We start from the raw sequence: 16,807 nt of genomic DNA, 5'->3' as shown, positions 1-16,807 counted from the left end.
CCACCACACAAGCCGGGACGGCGCCCACCCCCGGGGTACGGGAGCGGACGCCGCCGGCTGCGCCGATCAGTGTCACGAGAACTGGGCGAAGAACCTCCAGATCTCACCCTTGGTCCAGGTCGTGATGCCGCTCTCGGCGTAGGTGCCGTCCACCGGGCCGGGCATGTGACCGTTGTCGTACGCCGCCCACTGCACCGGGTAGCCGGCCCGGCAACCGGAGTAGGCGGTCGTGATGTGCGTACGACTGCCGCCGGCCGGCTCGGGCGGGTTCTGGGCGGTGCAACCGTTGTTACGGACGAAGGTGTCGCGCAACGCCCTGCCCTGGGAGATGTTCAGGACGTTGTCCGAGATGCCGTGCAGCCCGAAGTACGCGATCGGCTGGGTGCCGCCGCTGCACCCGCTGATCTGCGCGCCGGAGATGACAGCGACCGCCCGGAAGACGGTGGCCCGTGCGCAGGCGACGGCGTAGCTCATGCCGCCACCCCAGCTGAAGCCGAGCGCGAACCGCTGCCTCGGGTTGACGCAGAGGCTGCTCTCGATCCGGCTGATCATGTCGTCGACGAAGGTGATGTCCTCACCGCCGGAGTTGCCCCAGCCGTTGCCGAATCCCTGTGGCGCCACCAGGATCGCGCTGTTGTTCGACTGCTCCTGCTGCCCGTAGTAGGACCAGGCGGCCCCGCTGGTGCCGCCGGAGGAGATCTCCTGCATGGTGCCGCCCCGCCAGTGGAAGGCGAAGATCAGCCGGTACGGGTTGCTGTTGTTGTAGTTGGCGGGCACCCGCAGGATGAAGGTCCGGCTCTTGCCGTTGCTCTGGATCGTGTGCGTGCCGCTGGACAGCGTCGGCGCCTTGCCGCACCCGCTGCCGCCGGTCGGCGGTGGGTTGCTGCCGCCGACGGGAACGAGTTGCCACTGCTGGTTGGTGCCGCCCCAGTCGGCGTACTGCACGATGTTGCCGCCGTCGGCGGTGGACGCGCCCTGCACCTCGACGACCTTGTTGCTGTTGCGGTTGATCAGCCGGACGTAGCCACCGTCCGAGTCGGCCAGCCGGAACTGCTGGTTGGTCCCGTTGAGGTCGGACCACTGCACGATCGCCCCGCCGTCGGCGGTGGAGAAGTTGCTGACGTCGAGCACCTTGCCCGAGTGCCGGGACTTGACCCGGTAGTAGCCGCCCCCGGAGTCCACGAACTGCCACTGTTGGTTGGTGCCGTTGTTGCGCGTCCACTGGCTGATCCGCGCGCCGTCGTTGGTGGCCGAGGCGTACAGGTCCAACGCCTTGCCGCTGTTCCGGTTCACCAGGGTGTACCAGGCGTTGGTGTCCACTGTCGCTGCCGCCGCGGGCGCCGCGTTGACCGCGACGAGTGTGCTGGCTGCCATGACCGCGGCCGCCGCCGCGGCCAACCCTGACCGCCAGCGACGTCTCTGTCGAGAGGCGGGACGAGCCTCACCGAGGGCTTTCATGTCCACTCCTTCGATCGGGGCCACCCACGAGCGGAGAGCCGCGGGTGCCCTGGCGTGCGTGCCGGCGTCGTGGTGGTGGCGTCAGCACGTCTGGGGGTGTCGTGCGGGCATCCTGCGGCTACGGCGCACGTCGATGGCGATGCCGCGATCCGGGCTTCGGAGCAGGCCGCGCCGAGCCGTGCGACGCGACGTCCTGGCTCTCGGCTGCCGCGTGGCCCGCTGCTGAAAATTAGCGGCAAAGACGTCATACGTCAAATGACTGTCATCGATCTGAGCGGTGACCCGGCAACGACTACCCGATGGCCACGGTGGCCCGCCCCCACCCGGGGACGGGCCACCGACCGGCACACCTCGCCGGGGCGGGCGCCGGCCGGATCCCGGTCGGCCGGCAGCCCTCTCCCCCAGCTCAGGCAATGGCAGCGGCTAGCCGATCCGGACCAGCTGCCACTGCTGGTTCGTGCCACCCCAGTCGGCGTACTGCACGATGTTGCCGCCGTCGGCGGTGGACGCGCCCTGCACCTCGACCGCCTTGTTGCTGTTGCGGTTGATCAGCCGCAGATAGCCGTCAGACGAGTTGGCGAGTCGGAACTGCTGGTTCGTGCCGTTGAGGTCGGACCACTGCACGATCGCGCCGCCGTCGGCGGTGGAGAAGTTGCTGACGTCGAGCACCTTGCTGGAGTTGCGCGACTTCACCCGGTAGTAGCCGCCGCCCGAGTCCACGAACTGCCACTGCTGGTTGGTGCCGTTGTTGCGCGTCCACTGGCTGATCCGCGCGCCGTCGTTGGTGGCCGAGGCGTACACGTCCAGTGCCTTGCCGCTGTTCCGGTTCAGCAGCACGTACCAGGCGCTGGTGTCCACCCCGGTGCCCGGCGGGGGCGTGGTGGGCGGGGTGGAGCCGCCGTTGAGGGCGTCCAGGACGGCGTTGTACGCGGCCTTCTTGTTGCCGTTGCAGTCGAACAGCAGCGCGTTGTCCGAGCCGCGCCACGAGTCGCAGTCGCGCACCCCCCAGGTGGTGATGCCGGTGCAGCGTGAGACCGCCAGGCAGGCGCGGGTGACGGCGCCGTAGATGTTGGCCTGGTTGCCACCGGTCATCACGTCCAGCTCGGTGATCTGCACGTCCACATCGAGATCGGCGAAACGCTGCAGGTTGGCCTGGTAGTCACCAGCCAGCGAGGTCCCCAGGTGCGACTGGAACCCCACACAGTCGATCGGCACGCCACGGGACTTGAAGTCCCGCACCATGTTGTAGATCCCCGTCGACTTCGCGTTGATCCCGTCGGTGTTGTAGTCGTTGTAACACAACTTCGCACCCGGGTCAGCAGCCTTCGCCGCCCGGAACGCCGCCTCGATCCAGTCGTTGCCGGTGCGCTGCAGGTTCGAGTCCCGCCGCCCACCGGAACCACCGTCGGCGAACGCCTCGTTCACCACGTCCCAGGCGTAGATCTTCCCCCGGAAGTGCGTCGCCACCTGGGTCACGTGGTTGATCATCGCGTTGCGCAACGCGCTGCCCGACATGCCCTGCGCCCAGCCCGGCTGCTGCGCGTGCCACAACAGCGTGTGACCGCGCACGCTCATGCCGTTGGCCTGCGCGTGGCTGACCAGGCGGTCACCACTGGAGTAGGTGAACACACCCTGCTGCGGCTCGGTCGAGCTCCACTTCATCTCGTTCTCGGCCACGACACTGTTGAACTCACGGTTCAGAATGGTCGTGTAGGCGCTGGTGGAGAGCTTGCCGACGGCGACAGCCGCGCCGAAGTAGCGGCCCTTCTCGGCGGCGGCCGCCTTCAGGGTCGTGCCGGCACCGGCTGCGGGTGTCAGCGCCACCGTCATGCCGGTGGTGAGGGCGACGGCGAGGGTCGCCGCCGCCAGCAACGTTCTCGGTGATTTCATGTCGTTCCTTTTCAGTGGGTGCATCGGTGGTGGTGATGTGCCACTTCAGTCAGGACGGCCCCTGGTGCCGGCGCACATGGTGGGGAAGGCGTTCGCCGGCACCGCCGGGAGCCCTGAGGTGACGTCCGCCTGCCCGGATGGACGCCGAGAACCGAGAAACGACCCGTAGGGCCCGCCCGGTGAACCCAATGAAACGATCGTCCTCTATATCGAGAGTGAGCGATAACATGTCGTTCGTCAAGACGAAATGAGCCGTTCACGCCGACGCGCCGGAGCACCTCGCCTCGCCCACCACCGACCGCCTGCGAAGATCGGCGTCATTCGCCGCGCGACCTGGCGGAACGGCCGGGCCACGGCACTACGGAAGACGCCTGAGGGTGGCCCTGTTATCGCTCACAGCTAGCGAGCGAGACCGAGCGCGGGCGGCAGGGCAGGCGGTCCGGCGCATGCTGACGGCGACCAGCCGCGTCCCAGGGTGGCCGGCGCACCGTCGCGGGCGATTCCGTGATGCGGGCGACGACCGCCCGGCGGCCAGGCCCGACCCACGCCGGGAGGCGGGCTCCTGCGGTCGCCCTCAGCCGTGAGGGCTGAGGAAGTCGGTGATCAGGGCGGCGAGCTCCTGCGGCCGTTCGGCGACCATAGCGTGACTGGCATCGGCGAGATGACACACCCGCAGAGACGGGTTGTCCACAGCGGCGAGCCGTTCGGCGGTCACCCTGCGGTACGCCTCGTACAAGCTGTGGAACGGCTGCTGTTCGGGCAGATCCTCGGTGGCGAGGACGAGCAGCAGTGGGCAGCGGGCGTCGCGGTAGGCGGGCATCAGGTCAAGGGAGTCCATGGCGTCCCGGAGCTGCCGGGTGAGGTCCGGGGCGGGCCGCAGCCGGCTGCGGCCGTCGTCGCCGGGCACGAGGTTGCGCTCGAACGCCGCAACCCAGCCGTCGGGTGCGCCTCCGTAGCGCTGGGCCATGGCCCGCTGCCCCGCCACGATGGCGGCCACCTGTTCGGCGGTCAGCGGCTCGGCCAGCATCGCGGCCATCCCGTCGAAGACGGCCCGCAGCTTGGCCAGCCCGGTCTCGGCCTGCTCCGGATCCAGCCCGGCGAGCTGGTCCGGACGGTTGAGCGGCGGATTGCCGTCAAGGCTGACGGCACCGGGGCACTCCGGGTGACGCTGCGCCCAGAGGGTGGCGAGCATGCCGCCGAGGGAGACGCCGACCACCGCGGGGGAGGTGAGGCCGAGGTCGTCGGCGACGGCGGCCAGGTCGGCCAGTACGTCGTCCCAGCGCCACGGGCCGTCTCCGGACCGCCCGTGACCCCGCAGGTCGACGGTGACCACCCGGTGGCTCGGACGCAGGTGCTCGGCGAGGGTGGCCATCTGGGCGAGGTTGCCACCGGCACCATGGAGGAGCAGCAACGGTTGTCCGGATCCACCGAAGTCGCGGATCGCGATGGGCACGGTCCCGGAGTCGACATAGCTCTCAGCCACGGCGGGTGCCCTCCTTGAGCAGTCGGTCTCGTACCGAAGCGCAGCGCACGCCGCCGTCGGGGTGGCGGGCGAGCTTGTCACGGGAGACCAGGTCGTGGACGCCCTGGCGGGTGATGCCGAGCATGGCGCCGGCCACCGCGTACGACACGGATTCCGCGGTGGGATGGCCGACCCGTCGGGCGACGGCCTGGCCGAGAGGACTGCGCCACCAGTCGATGGGCGGGTCGAACGGCCCGTCCCCCGGGTAGAGGGTGGAGATCGCGCGCATGATCGCGCCGACGGCGGCCGGATGGTCGCCGCTGACGATCGTGGTGGCCCAGGATCGGGCCCTCTCCCTGATGACGGCGCGCAGCGGGCCGATGGCCTCGTGGCCGTCGACCAGGATTTCGAGGGGGTCGAGCAACCGGATGTCGATCAACCGGATGAGATGCTCGGTCAGTTCCTCGTGGCTGGGTGCCATGCCGCCTCCTCCACTACTTGACGCCCATCGTCAAGTACTTGACGTCGACTGTCAAGTGCGATGGTCGTGAGCACGCGGGCACTGTCGAGATCACCGAGCTTTCGGTCGGCCGCTCCCGTCAGCCGGCAGAGCCGCCGTGCCCGTGCTCGGCCAGGCTCCCCTCGACGCGTACACCGGAGAGCATGTCCGCGGTGGCGTGCGCCCGGATGTCGGGCTGCGCGCCGTCGGCAAACCGGGCGACGACCGCCCGAACGTGCCGCTCGGCGGGCGCGGCGAGGCCGTCGTAGACGGCCGCGAACAACTCCTGCGCCGGCCGCCGGAGCCACCCCTGCGGAAGAAGCTCCAGGGGCAACTGCGGATCGAGTACGGGAAACCGCCGGAAGGTGTCCATCACCTCGGTACGCGCCCGCACCGCGGCAACCCCGTCGACCTCCCCGGACACCACAGCGGGCAGCAGCGGCGTCCAGCGCCGCAGGAACGCGTCGTAGCTCCGACTGATCGCCTGGATGTCCCACGCCTCGATCGGGGCACGATGAGCCGCCGAGCCGAGCGGGGTCTGTCGGCCGCGAAACACCGTCACGGCACCGAGGGTGAGCTGGTCGAGCCGAGCCCGAGCCGGAGCGTTCAGTTCGCGCGGTGAGATCCACAACCCGTCGTACAGCGGCGCGTAGCCGAGCCACCGCAGCTGAGCCCGCAGCGTCCGTCGCTGCGTGCTCAGCTCCTGCGGCAGCGAGAAGGCGACGACCGTCCAGCACCCGTCCCATCGCACCGTCGAGGTGGTGGAGGCGAGGATCCAGTGGGCGCCCGCGGAGAGGCTTGCCGCCGCTGCGTGGCTGAGGCGGTACGAGCTGCGGCGTCCCAGTCGGCTACCCTCCAGGACACCGCGGCGGGCCAGCCGGCTGATCGCGGTGCGCGCCCCAGCCGTCGTCACGCCGGTCTCTCCGAGCAGCGCCACGATGGCGGCGGACGGCAGGGGGACACGGGTCCGCAGGGTGTAGTCCGCCAACAGGGTCACGGCGACCCCCTGGGGGGAGTTGCCCACCTGCCGCCTGGGCAGCCGGAGTTCGTGATCTCCGTCGTCCGGATAGATCTCGTCGATGTCGAACGGGCTTGCCACAGGCGCTCCGTGCTCTTCAGGGACGGTGTGACGACTGTAGACGGATCGCCGCTCCCCACCGAACCCCGGGACCGCTTCGCGATAGAGATACTTCGATTGACACTTGTCGGTCCGAGGGGAACACTAATTGCCACGCAATGCCGTCCGGAGCCGGGCAGGGCAAGCCACAGGTAGCGGGCAGGCGCGATCACGCGGGAACCGGGCGCACCCGCTGACGGATCGCGCGACCAATCCCAGCCGAACCGGCAATCGAAGGAGTCGTCCGTTGAGAATCAAGAGAAAACTGCTGCTCGCCCTCGCCGTGCCGCTGCTGACAGCCGGCCTGCTGGTCCCCGCGCTCCGACCCGCGTACGCGGCGTCGCTGACCGAGGTGACCAGCTTCGGGGACAACCCGGGCCGGATGCGCATGCACGTCTACGTGCCGGACAACCGCCCGGCCCGCCCGGCGGTCGTGGTGGCCATGCACGGCTGCGGAGGGTCCGGCCCCGGCTTCTACTCCGGGAGCGAGTTCGCCAGCCTCGCGGACCGCTACGGATACATCGTCATCTACCCGTCCGCCACCCAGCAGGCCGGGTTCGGCAACTGCTTCGACACCTGGTCGGACGCCGCCAAGCGACGTGGTGGCGGCAGCGACCCGGTGTCGATCATCTCCATGATCCGGTACGTGCAGCAGCAGTACGCGGCCGACGGGGACCGGGTCTACGCCACCGGCAGTTCGTCCGGCGGCATGATGACGAACCACATGCTGGCGCTCTACCCCGACGTGTTCAAGGCCGGTGCCGCGTTCATGGGCGTGCCGTTCAACTGCTTCGCCAACGCGGCGGACTACCCGCCCGGCAGCAGCCAGTGCACCGGCGGAAACATGAACCGGACCCCGCAGCAGTGGGGCGACGCGGTCCGCCAGGCGTACCCGGGTTACTCCGGGCCCCGCCCGCGCGTGCAGCTGTGGCACGGCACCAGCGACACGCTCGTGCCGTACTCGTTGTTGCAGGAGACGATCGAGCAGTGGACCAACGTGTTCGGCCTGAGCCAGACACCCACCTCCACCGACACGCCCCAGGCCAACTGGAACCGGCGTCGCTACGCCGACAGCAACGGCACCGTCCAGGTCGAGGCGTACAGCATCCAGGGGGCCGGGCACAGCCTGCCCTCCGGCGGAATGGCTGCCGCGGCCCTGCAGTTCTTCGGCCTGACCAACCCCACGACGCCGCCGCCGACCACCCCGCCGCCGACGACGCCACCCCCGACCACGCCGCCGCCCACCACGCCGCCGCCGACCAACGGCGCGTGTCGGGTGAGCGTCGCCGTCAACGCCTGGAACAACGGCCTGACCGAGAACATCACCATCACGAACACCGGCACCAGCGCCGTCAACGGCTGGTCACTGGTCTTCACCCTGCCCGGCGGGCAGACCATCACCTCGGGCTGGAACGCCACCTACTCGCCCAACTCCGGGCAGGTGACGGCCCGCAACGTCGCCTACAACGGCGGCATCCCCGCCAACGGCTCGGTGACCATCGGCTTCCAGGCCACCCACACGGGCAACAACGCCCGGCCGTCCTCGTTCACCCTCAACGGCGCGTCCTGCACCATCGCCTGAGACCAGGCTGGCGTCGACGAGACAGTGCGCCGGTCACCACCGCGTGGTGACCGGCGCACTCCCCCGTCCCGGCGTCACCGGGTCAGCGGTAACCGGCGCCCACCACGCTGGCCTGCACCGCGTTCTCGGTCGCGTCGGACGGGTAGCCGGCGACCATGGCCCCCTCGTAGAAGGTGCCGGCGCTGAGGTTCGCGCCACCGTCAGGCTTGCAGCAGTCACCGCCGCTGCCCAGGATGATCGCGCCCTGCTTCTTCATGGGGCTGTATCCCGGCGGGAGCGAGCCGTCGTACAGCGTGTAGAGGCTGCCGGACTGCGCGTCGCTGCCCTTGATGGCGAAGCGGGTCGTGCCGTTGTTCTTCAGCGTCGCGGTCACGAACTTGCTGGTGAAGGCACGCTGGTTCGGGTTCCAGGTCTGGCTGCCACCTGGGAAGAGGCCCCACTCCAGGTCCGCCTGCACCCAGGGCCCGCTGCCGGAGCAGCCGCCGAACCAGCACTGCTTGCTGAAGTTGATGGCGTCCATCGCCCCGGCGGCGTCGGCCTTGCGCGTCGTCTCGCTGTTGCCGTAGTCGAAGCAGCAGCCGCTGTTGACGTGGGTCCCGCTGGTCACCATGTACATGCCCTCGGGGGCCGCGCCGGTCGGCACGCCGGTGAGGTGCCCGTCGCGCCAGTAGCTGTTACCGGGATTGATGTAGAGCGAGTACGCCTTCGCGCCGCCCACGGTCAGCGACTCCGAGGTGGCGATCGCCGGCTTGCTCTGGGGTGAGCCCGGCACCACGCTCGACCCCTGGTACCAGAGGTCGTTGCCACGCCCGGACTGGTCGAAGACCACGGTGATCACGCAGGTCGTGCCGGCGCAGAACGAGTCCTGCGTCGCCGCGTTGGCGGTGCCGCCGGTTGCCGTGAGCCCGATGTTGCGAGTCGTGTTGTCCGACGAGCGTCGGACCTGGTACAGGTTGCCGGCGTACGCCTCGTAGAGCGCTCGCGTGGTGCTGTGCGCGGCGATGCACGGGGTGCCGCCGGAGGCGTAGATGTCGCACGGGCGCGCGCCGGTGGGCGGGTTGGTCGGCGGTGGGGTGGTGGTCGGCGAGGCCCACTGCTGGTTGGTGCCGCCGTTGCAGGCCCAGAGGATGATCTTGGTGCCGTTGGCGGTGCCCGCGCCGTTGGCGTCGAGGCAGAGCCCGGACTGCACGCCGGTGACGGTGCCGTTGCTGTTGACGTTCCACTGCTGGTTGTTCTGGCCGTTGCAGTCCCAGATGATCACCTGGGTGCCGTTGGTGGTGCCCCGGCCGGAGGCGTCCAGGCACTTGTTGCCGTACACCTGGAGTTGCTTTGTCGACGTCCAGGTCCAGCCCTGGCCGGCGCTGCCGTTGCAGTCCCAGAGTTGCGTCTGGGTGCCGTTGGCGGTGCTGGAGTTGGGCACTTCGAGGCAGCGGCCGGATGCGGTGCCGACGATCGGGGTGCTCTGCCCCGGTTGGATGGCGGCCGCCAGCTGCGCGGCGGCCGCCTCGGCGGGCGGCGACGAGGCACCCGGGGTGGCGCCGATGCCGACGAGAACGCCGACCAGAGCGCCCGCCACGGCGGTCAGCCGTCGGGCGCGATGACGTCTCGGGATGAGGTCACGGGCCTTTCCTGGCCCGATGGGGGACGGGGTTCGCACGGGGTGCTCCTCGGATGTCGTGGAGGCGCGGGGGATTGTCGATGCGCCAGGTCAGTGGTGACGGCGAATCGATTCGCAGCGAATCGTATGACCTTTAAAGAATTTATGTCAATGAATGCAATGTGGCGTGACGCGCTGGCCGTTGGACCGACGGCCAGCGCGTCACCCTTTCCCGGGGCGCCTACCGCCCCAGGAGCCGCCACGTCTGGTTCAACGGGCTGCCCTGGTTGGCCGCCCGGCAGGTCCACTGGTGCACCTGCGCGCCGGCCGCCGTGGAGACCGCGTTGACATCGACGCATTTGCCGCTGTGCCGGGCGATGAGCTGGTAGTCGTGCGAGTCGTTGCCGGAGTAGGTCACCTTGCGCAGCGTGAACTGCTGGTTGGTGCTGTTCAGGCAGGTCCACTGGTGCACGGCCGCGCCGTCGGCGGTGGACACGCCGCTGACGTCGAGACACTTGCCGCTCTGCTGGTTGACCACCGTGTAGGTGTTGGCCACGCCGGCCACCGGCCGGAAGTTCCAGAGCTGCTGGTCACCGCCGTCGCAGTAGTTCTGCTGCTGGACGTTGCCGTCGGCGGTGCTCAGCCCTGCGTTGTTCAGACACTGCTGGGAGTGCTGGGCCACCGCCACCGACTGGAAGCCACCGTCCGAGGGAGGCAGCAGCGTGACGGTGTAGGTGTCGGTCTGGTTGGTGTACGGCACTGTCACCGTCGCGGTGTTGTTGGAGACCGTGACCACGCTGTTCGAGACCGTGACCGGCCCCGGCACGGCGCCACCGCCGTTGTGCGGGATGCGTTGGGTGACGACCCGGACCTGGTTGTTCTGCACGATGCCGCTGGTGGTGTCCAGGCGTTGCAGGTTGACGGTCAGGTTCCCGGTGGTACGACCACCGCCGAGCAGGACCTTCGCCGACCCGGCCGTCTTCGTGGCGTACGCGTCGTACGACTGGCTGGGGGTCACCGCGACGTTCTCCCCGACCTGGGAGGCGTAGTAGCGGTAGTTCCACCACTCACCCTTGGGCTGGTGCTGGCCGGCGGAGTTACGGATCAACAGGTTGCCGAGGTCGTTGTGCAGACTGCCGCCGCTGGCCCAGTTCGCCCGCAGGCCGTCGGCCTTGGCCCGCTCCAGACGCGCGATGTACCAGGCGCCGTCGGCCGGGTTCTGCTCGTCGGGAGCGCCGTACTCGTTGATCTGGTACGGACGCGGGTGGGCGATGCCGCGCGGGTCGAGGGTGGCGTTGGCGGCGGCGACGTTGGCGACCGGGTCACCGGGCAGCGAGTGCCAGCTGATGATGTCCGGCACCGTGTTCGTCGAGCGGACGAAGTCCAGGTACTGGTTCCAGAAGGCGTGGTTGGTCGACGGTACGCAGGCACAGCTCGGCCCGACGATGAGCTGGCTGGGGAACTCCGCCCGGATGCGCTGGTAGGTCCGACGCCAGAGTTCGAGGTACTGGGAGATCGGCCGGTTCCAGAAGATGGTGATGTTGGGTTCGTTCCAGATGTCCCACTGCACCGACAGGCCGGACGCCCGTACGTCGCTGATCAGGCGGGTCAGGAAGTTGTCGTAGTCGGTCCAGTTGCCGTTGTCACCGGGGAAGCGGGAGATTCCGGCACCGTCGGCGCCCCACAGGTCGTGCGGCAGGATGATGAACTTCCCGCCGAGGGACGTGGTCCGGCGCGCCTGGGCGAGGGTGGAGTTCCAGCGACGGTCGTACGTGCCGCCGACCCAGCCACTCCCTGGAAGCTGCGCGCCACCGGCGCGCATGTACTGGAACTTGACGTCCCGGTAGAAGTGGTCGGCGGGGCCGCTGGCGTTCTCGGTCATGCCGTAGATCCAGCCGGACGCGCGGTAGGTCGGCGCGCCGCTGGTGGTGGAGAAGTTGACACTGATCGACTCGTCGGCGGCCTGGGCGGGGGACCCGACGACGGTGACGGCGGCTGCGGCGGCGAGCAGGCCGACGACGAGTCGGGCCGCGAACACGCGGGCTCGTCCTGACCTGCTGCGGGACGGGGTTTTCACGGGCGGCTCCTTGGTGGGGCGCGGGGGACGCTCTCCGGAGGGCAGCGCTTGCGAATCGATTCGCACGGATCGTAGGACCACGAACTGAACGATGTCAATGAGATGACGGCGCGGTAACGTCCACGTTGCCCAGCGATCCTCCTCGACCGGCCGACTGGCCCTTGACCCCCGGGCACGGCCAGACCTATCTTCGGGCGAACCGATTCGTCGAATCGATTCGCCTCATGGTTGGACTGGTCCAACCCGCGACGATCAACCCCACCCACCCCACCTGACGATCGATTTGAAGTGAGGCACCAGATGACCGGACTGAACCGTCGGCGGCGCCTGGCCGCCGTCGCCGTGATAGCTCTCGCCGCAGTGACGGGCAGTGCCTGCTCGTCGTCCACCGACGGCCCCGCCGACGGGGGCGCCTACCTCGTCTGGGACCCGTACCCGCAGTTCGCCGACGACTCCGAGTGGGTCGCGCTGCTCAAGAAGTGCGGCACCTCCGCCGGAGTGACAGTCGAGCGAACCGGCTACGACACCACCGACCTGACCAACAAGGCGCTGCTCGCCGCCCAGCAGGGGAACTCGCCGGACGTACTGATCGTGGACAACCCGGTCATCTCGACGCTGGCCGAGGCCGGTGCGCTCACCACCACCGACGACAACAAGCTGGACGTCTCCGCCATGGAGAAGAACCTGCTCGGCGCCGGCCAGAGCGACGGCAAGACCTACGGGGTGCCGATCGGGGCCAACACCCTCGCCCTCTACTACAACAAGGACCTGCTCACCGCCGCCGGCGTCGATCCCGCCACCGTCACGGACTGGACGTCGCTGACCGCGGCCCTGACCAAGGTCAAGGCCAAGGGGAAGAAGGGCATCACCTTCTCCGCGATCGGCACCGAGGAGGGCAGCTTCCAGTTCCTGCCCTGGTTCTGGGGATCGGGGGCCCAACTGACCAGTCTGGACTCGCCGCAGGCGGTGTCCGCGCTGACGCTCTGGACCGACTGGCTCAAGCAGGGCCACGCCCCCAACTCCGTCATCAACAACACCCAGACGACGAGCTGGCAGGAGTTCGCCACCGGCGACTACGCGTTCGCCGAGAACGGCACCTGGCAGTTGGCGAACGCGGAGAAGCTTCCCTTCGCGTACGGCACCATCCCGGTTCCGGCCAGCGCGGGCGGCCCGGCCCCGGCGCCCACCGGTGGTGAGTTCGTCTCCATCCCGGTGCAGAAGAACACCGGTCGGTACCAGACGTCGCAGCAGCTCGTCGCCTGTCTGACCAGTGCCGACAATCTCCTCACCACGGACACCACGCTCTCCTACGTCGCACCCGTCGCCGCCGTACAGGAGCGGCAGGCGACCGCGGACCCGAAGCTCAAGGTCTGGGTGGAGGCGGTCCGGGCGGCCAAGGGCCGCACCGGTGACAACCTCGGCACGAAGTACCCGAAGATCTCCGAATCCCTGTGGACAGCGGTCCAGGCGGCCCTCAGCGGCGGGAAGTCGCCGCAGGAGGCGCTGAGGGCCGCGCAGACCGCCGCCTCGACCAGGTAAGCGATCCGAACCGACACCATGCGCGCCACGACAGAGACCTCCACTGCCGTACGGGACCAGGGTGGGGCGGCGGGCACCGCCGCACCCGGGCCTCCCCCGTCCCGGGCCCGCCGGCCCAACCGATGGTTGGCCTGGGGCTTCCTGGCCCCGGTGACCATCTACCTGGCAGCCTTCTACGCCTACCCGCTCTACCGCAACGTCGAGTTGAGCCTGCGGGAGTACACCGTCCGCTCGTTCGTGCAGGGCGGGGCGCCGTTCGCCGGCCTCGACAACTACCGGACGGTCCTGACCGACCCGGCGTTCTGGCCCACGCTCACGCACACGGTGGTCTTCACCGCGGCCTCGCTCGCCTTCCAGTTCACCATCGGGATGGCCCTGGCCCTCTTCTTCCACCAGCACTTCCCGCTGTCGCGCACGCTGCGGGCGCTGATCCTCGTACCGTGGCTGTTGCCGCTGATCGTCTCGGCGTCGACCTGGTCGTGGCTGCTCAACAGCGACTCGGGGCTGGTCAACGCGGCGCTCGGCGTCGTCGGGATCGACCCGGTCAACTGGCTCACCTCACCGGGCTGGTCGCTCACCTCGGTGATCATCGCGAACGTCTGGATCGGCATCCCGTTCAACCTGGTGGTGCTGTACAGCGGCCTCCAGGCGATCCCGGCGGAGATGTACGAGGCGTCCGCGCTCGACGGCGCGACCGGGTGGCAACGGTTCTGGGGGATCACCTTCCCGCTGCTGCGTCCCGTCTCCGCGATCACGCTGCTGCTGGGGTTGATCTACACGCTGAAGGTCTTCGACATCATCTGGATCATGACCAGGGGTGGCCCGACCGGCTCCTCCGCCACGCTCGCCACCTGGTCGTACCGGCTCGGCTTCGGCAACCTGCTGCCCGAGTTCGGCCCGGGCGCGGCCATCGGGAACCTGCTCATCGTGCTGGCGCTGATCGCCGGCCTCGTCTACATCCGGATCGAGCGGAGGCAGCAGCTGCGATGACCACCTCGACGCCTCGGGCCTGGTGGAAGACCGGCGTCGGCCTGGTGCTGACCGGGCTGATGCTCTTCCCCGTCTACTGGATGATCAACGTGTCGTTCACCCGGGACCAGGACATGCGGGCCACTCCCCCGCACCTGTTCCCCACGAACGGCACCCTGGACGGCTACCGGGCGGTGCTCGACCAGCAACTGCCGTACCTCGGCACCAGCTTCCTGGTCGGCCTCGGCACCGTGGCACTGACGGTGGCACTGGCCGCCCCCGCCGGCTACGCCCTGGCGAAGCTGCGGCCACCCGGCGGGCCGGCGCTGAGCTTCGTGCTGCTGATCGCGCAGATGATCCCGGGAATCATCATGGCGATGGGCTTCTACGCCATCTTCCTCACCCTCGGCGTCCTGAACACGCTGCCCGGCCTGATCCTGGCCGACACCACGCTCGCGGTGCCGTTCGGCGTCCTGATCTTCACGGCCTTCATGTCCGGCATCCCCGACGAACTGCTCCAGGCAGCCGTGGTCGACGGCGCCGGTCGACTGCGGACCTTCTGGTCGGTGGTGCTGCCGGTCAGCCGCAACTCGATCGTCACGGTGTCGCTCTTCGCGTTCCTGTGGTCCTGGTCGGACTTCATCTTCGCCTCGACCCTGGCCGGAGGCGGCGACCACCAGCCGATCACCCTCGGCATCTACCACTACATCGGCAACAACAACCAGCAGTGGAACGCCATCATGGCCACCGCCGTCGTCGCCTCGATCCCCGCCGCCGTACTGCTGATCCTGGCCCAGCGCTACGTCTCGATGGGCGTGACCGCCGGCGCCGTCAAGGACTGACCATCCGCGGCGGTCGAGGACCGACCACCCGCACCACAGAAAGGCACCCGCCACCCATGACCGTCGCCCCGTCCGGTCCGGAGTTCGGAATCCAGGACATCCCGTTCAGCTACCGAGGATCCTGGTTCAACATCTCCCCGGTGGTAGCCGAGAAGACGTACGCCGACGATCTGCACCTGGTCTCGCACCAGACCGGGCTGCACCCCGTCCTGCGGCTCACCCCCACTGTCGCCGGCACCACCGTCGTCGCCACACCCACGGTGCTGACCTGGCACAACGGCACCGGCCGGATCGAGGCCGTCTACGACGGGCCGGACACCCTGCGGATCCGGGGCCACCGGCTCGGCCTGCGGGTGGCCGCCGCCGCGCACACCCTCACCCCGTTCAGCGGCACCTACCTGTACGCCGACCCGGTCGACGGGTCACACGTGTTCACCTCGTACGAGACCGGTCGCCGCTACCGGGTCACCGTGCTCTCCGGCGCTCTGTCGCGGACCGACGGCGCGCAGGCGCTCGGCACCGCCGACCGGTCCGTGGACCTGCCGGGCGACCAGCCCTGGGAGATCGCGATCGAGGAGTACGCCACGGCACGCCGCCCGTACGCCGGATCCGTCGCCTTCGAGCGGTTGTGCCGTGACCGGATGGCGGAGTTCACCGCGTTCGTCGACGCGATCGCACCCTGGCGTGGTGCCCAGACCCCGGCGGCCGAGCTGGCCGCGTACGTCCTCTGGTCGGCCACCGTCGCTCCGGCGGGGTTCGTCACCCGACCGGCCGTGCTGATGTCCAAGCACTGGATGGACAAGGTGTGGAGCTGGGACCACTGCTTCAACGCGATAGCCCTGGCAGCCGGCGAGCCGGAGCTGGCCTGGCACCAGTTCCAGCTGCCCTTCGACCACCAGGACGAGACCGGCGCCCTGCCCGACTCGGTCACCCACTCCGAGGTCCTGCACAACTACGTCAAGCCCCCCATCCACGGCTGGGCCCTGCGTCACCTGCGCCGACGCCTTCCCGAGCCGCCGGATCGGGCGGCGCTGGCGCAGACCTACGACCGGCTGGCGCGCTGGACCGGGTTCTGGCTCGACGCCCGGCGGGCCCCCGGCCACGACCTGCCGCACTACCACCACGGCAACGACAGCGGTTGGGACAACGCCACCACCTTCGACGACAGCCGGGTCCTCGAGACGGCCGACCTCGCCGCGTTCCTGGTGTCGCAGCTGCGCTGCCTCGCCGACCTCGCCACCGAGCTGGGTGAGCCCGCCACCCGCTGGTCGCGGGAGGCCGACCGGATCCACGCTGCCATGCTGCGCGATCTGTGGGACGGGGAGCGTTTCCGCGCCCGTGACCCACGTACAGGGCAGCGGCGATCCAGCCGCAGCCTGCTCGACCTGATGCCCGTCGCGCTGGGGGCCGACCTGCCGGCCCCGGTCGCCGCCGCGCTGGCGCGAGGCGTCGAAACCCACCTGACCACGCACGGGCTGGCCACCGAGCCGACGGACTCGGCCCACTACGTGGCCGACGGCTACTGGCGTGGCCCGATCTGGGCACCGTCCACGGTGCTGGTCGAGGACGGCCTGCGCCGGGCCGGGCAGACCAGGATCGCCGACGACATCAGCCGACGATTCCTCGCCCTGTGCGAGAAGTCCGGCTTCGCGGAGAACTTCGACGCCGAGACCGGCACCGGCCTGCGCGACCGGGCGTACACCTGGACCGCGAGCAGCTATCTCATCCTCGCCGCCGCCGCGGAGCAACGGCGGGTCACTGGCGGGTAGCCGGGT

Annotated in this window: 12 protein-coding genes; 5 read left to right on the top strand and 7 right to left on the bottom strand. The window is 69.5% G+C overall.

The features are described from left to right. Nucleotides 1-72 precede the first annotated feature (72 nt). The 5 genes from QCZ28_RS24395 to QCZ28_RS24375 form a co-directional block, all read right to left on the bottom strand. Complete coding sequence (locus tag QCZ28_RS24395; RefSeq protein ID WP_279518836.1) at nucleotides 73-1,458, bottom strand: RICIN domain-containing protein; 1,386 nt, start codon at nucleotides 1,456-1,458, stop codon at nucleotides 73-75. A 423-nt stretch (nucleotides 1,459-1,881) separates the two neighbouring features. Then, complete coding sequence (locus QCZ28_RS24390) at nucleotides 1,882-3,348, bottom strand: endo-1,4-beta-xylanase (RefSeq protein ID WP_279518835.1); 1,467 nt, start codon at nucleotides 3,346-3,348, stop codon at nucleotides 1,882-1,884. A gap of 574 nt (nucleotides 3,349-3,922) precedes the next feature. Beyond that, complete coding sequence (locus QCZ28_RS24385) at nucleotides 3,923-4,831, bottom strand: alpha/beta hydrolase (RefSeq protein ID WP_279518834.1); 909 nt, start codon at nucleotides 4,829-4,831, stop codon at nucleotides 3,923-3,925. Beyond that, nucleotides 4,824-5,291 (bottom strand): hypothetical protein, encoded by a 468-nt coding sequence (locus QCZ28_RS24380; RefSeq protein WP_279518833.1) that lies wholly within the window; start codon nucleotides 5,289-5,291, stop codon nucleotides 4,824-4,826. Before QCZ28_RS24380 ends, QCZ28_RS24385 begins: the two co-directional genes overlap by 8 nt. Before the next feature lie 118 nt (nucleotides 5,292-5,409). Further along, on the bottom strand, nucleotides 5,410-6,408 hold the full coding sequence (locus QCZ28_RS24375) for a PaaX family transcriptional regulator C-terminal domain-containing protein (RefSeq protein WP_279518832.1): 999 nt from the start codon (nucleotides 6,406-6,408) through the stop codon (nucleotides 5,410-5,412). 265 nt (nucleotides 6,409-6,673) lie between these two features. Here QCZ28_RS24375 and QCZ28_RS24370 point away from each other — a divergent pair, with 265 nt between their 5' ends. After that, a complete protein-coding gene (locus tag QCZ28_RS24370; protein WP_279518831.1) occupies nucleotides 6,674-8,008 on the top strand; it encodes a PHB depolymerase family esterase in 1,335 nt (444 codons plus the stop codon). Between the two features lie 82 nt (nucleotides 8,009-8,090). Here the strand turns inward: QCZ28_RS24370 and QCZ28_RS24365 are convergent, their stop codons facing one another. Both QCZ28_RS24365 and QCZ28_RS24360 read right to left on the bottom strand, forming a co-directional pair. Further along, nucleotides 8,091-9,665 carry an arabinofuranosidase catalytic domain-containing protein gene (locus QCZ28_RS24365; protein WP_279518830.1) on the bottom strand — a complete coding sequence of 525 codons (1,575 nt, stop codon included), beginning with the start codon at nucleotides 9,663-9,665 and terminating at the stop codon, nucleotides 8,091-8,093. 181 nt (nucleotides 9,666-9,846) lie between these two features. Continuing rightward, on the bottom strand, nucleotides 9,847-11,682 hold the full coding sequence (locus QCZ28_RS24360; RefSeq protein WP_279518829.1) for an RICIN domain-containing protein: 1,836 nt from the start codon (nucleotides 11,680-11,682) through the stop codon (nucleotides 9,847-9,849). Nucleotides 11,683-11,982: 300 nt separating this feature from the next. On the opposite strand from QCZ28_RS24360, the gene QCZ28_RS24355 reads away from it, so the two are divergent. Genes QCZ28_RS24355 through QCZ28_RS24340 form a run of 4 tightly spaced genes read left to right on the top strand, consistent with a single transcriptional unit; the run spans nucleotide 11,983 to nucleotide 16,801 of the window. Then, nucleotides 11,983-13,221, top strand: coding sequence for a sugar ABC transporter substrate-binding protein (locus QCZ28_RS24355; RefSeq protein WP_279518828.1), 1,239 nt, complete (start codon nucleotides 11,983-11,985; stop codon nucleotides 13,219-13,221). A gap of 18 nt (nucleotides 13,222-13,239) precedes the next feature. Next, nucleotides 13,240-14,211 carry a sugar ABC transporter permease gene (locus tag QCZ28_RS24350; RefSeq protein WP_279518827.1) on the top strand — a complete coding sequence of 324 codons (972 nt, stop codon included), beginning with the start codon at nucleotides 13,240-13,242 and terminating at the stop codon, nucleotides 14,209-14,211. Beyond that, nucleotides 14,208-15,032, top strand: coding sequence for a carbohydrate ABC transporter permease (locus QCZ28_RS24345; RefSeq protein ID WP_279518826.1), 825 nt, complete (start codon nucleotides 14,208-14,210; stop codon nucleotides 15,030-15,032). The genes QCZ28_RS24350 and QCZ28_RS24345 overlap by 4 nt, the downstream gene beginning before the upstream one ends. Nucleotides 15,033-15,088: 56 nt before the next feature. Further along, entirely contained in the window at nucleotides 15,089-16,801 is a 1,713-nt protein-coding gene (locus QCZ28_RS24340) for a trehalase family glycosidase (RefSeq protein ID WP_279518825.1), read from the top strand. Nucleotides 16,802-16,807: the final 6 nt, after the last annotated feature.

It is taken from the genome of Micromonospora sp. DH14, from assembly GCF_029809455.1.
Lineage (GTDB): Bacteria > Actinomycetota > Actinomycetes > Mycobacteriales > Micromonosporaceae > Micromonospora > Micromonospora parva.
Note: the sequence above shows the minus strand (reverse complement) of the source record. Positions and strands in the feature narration are given on the sequence as shown.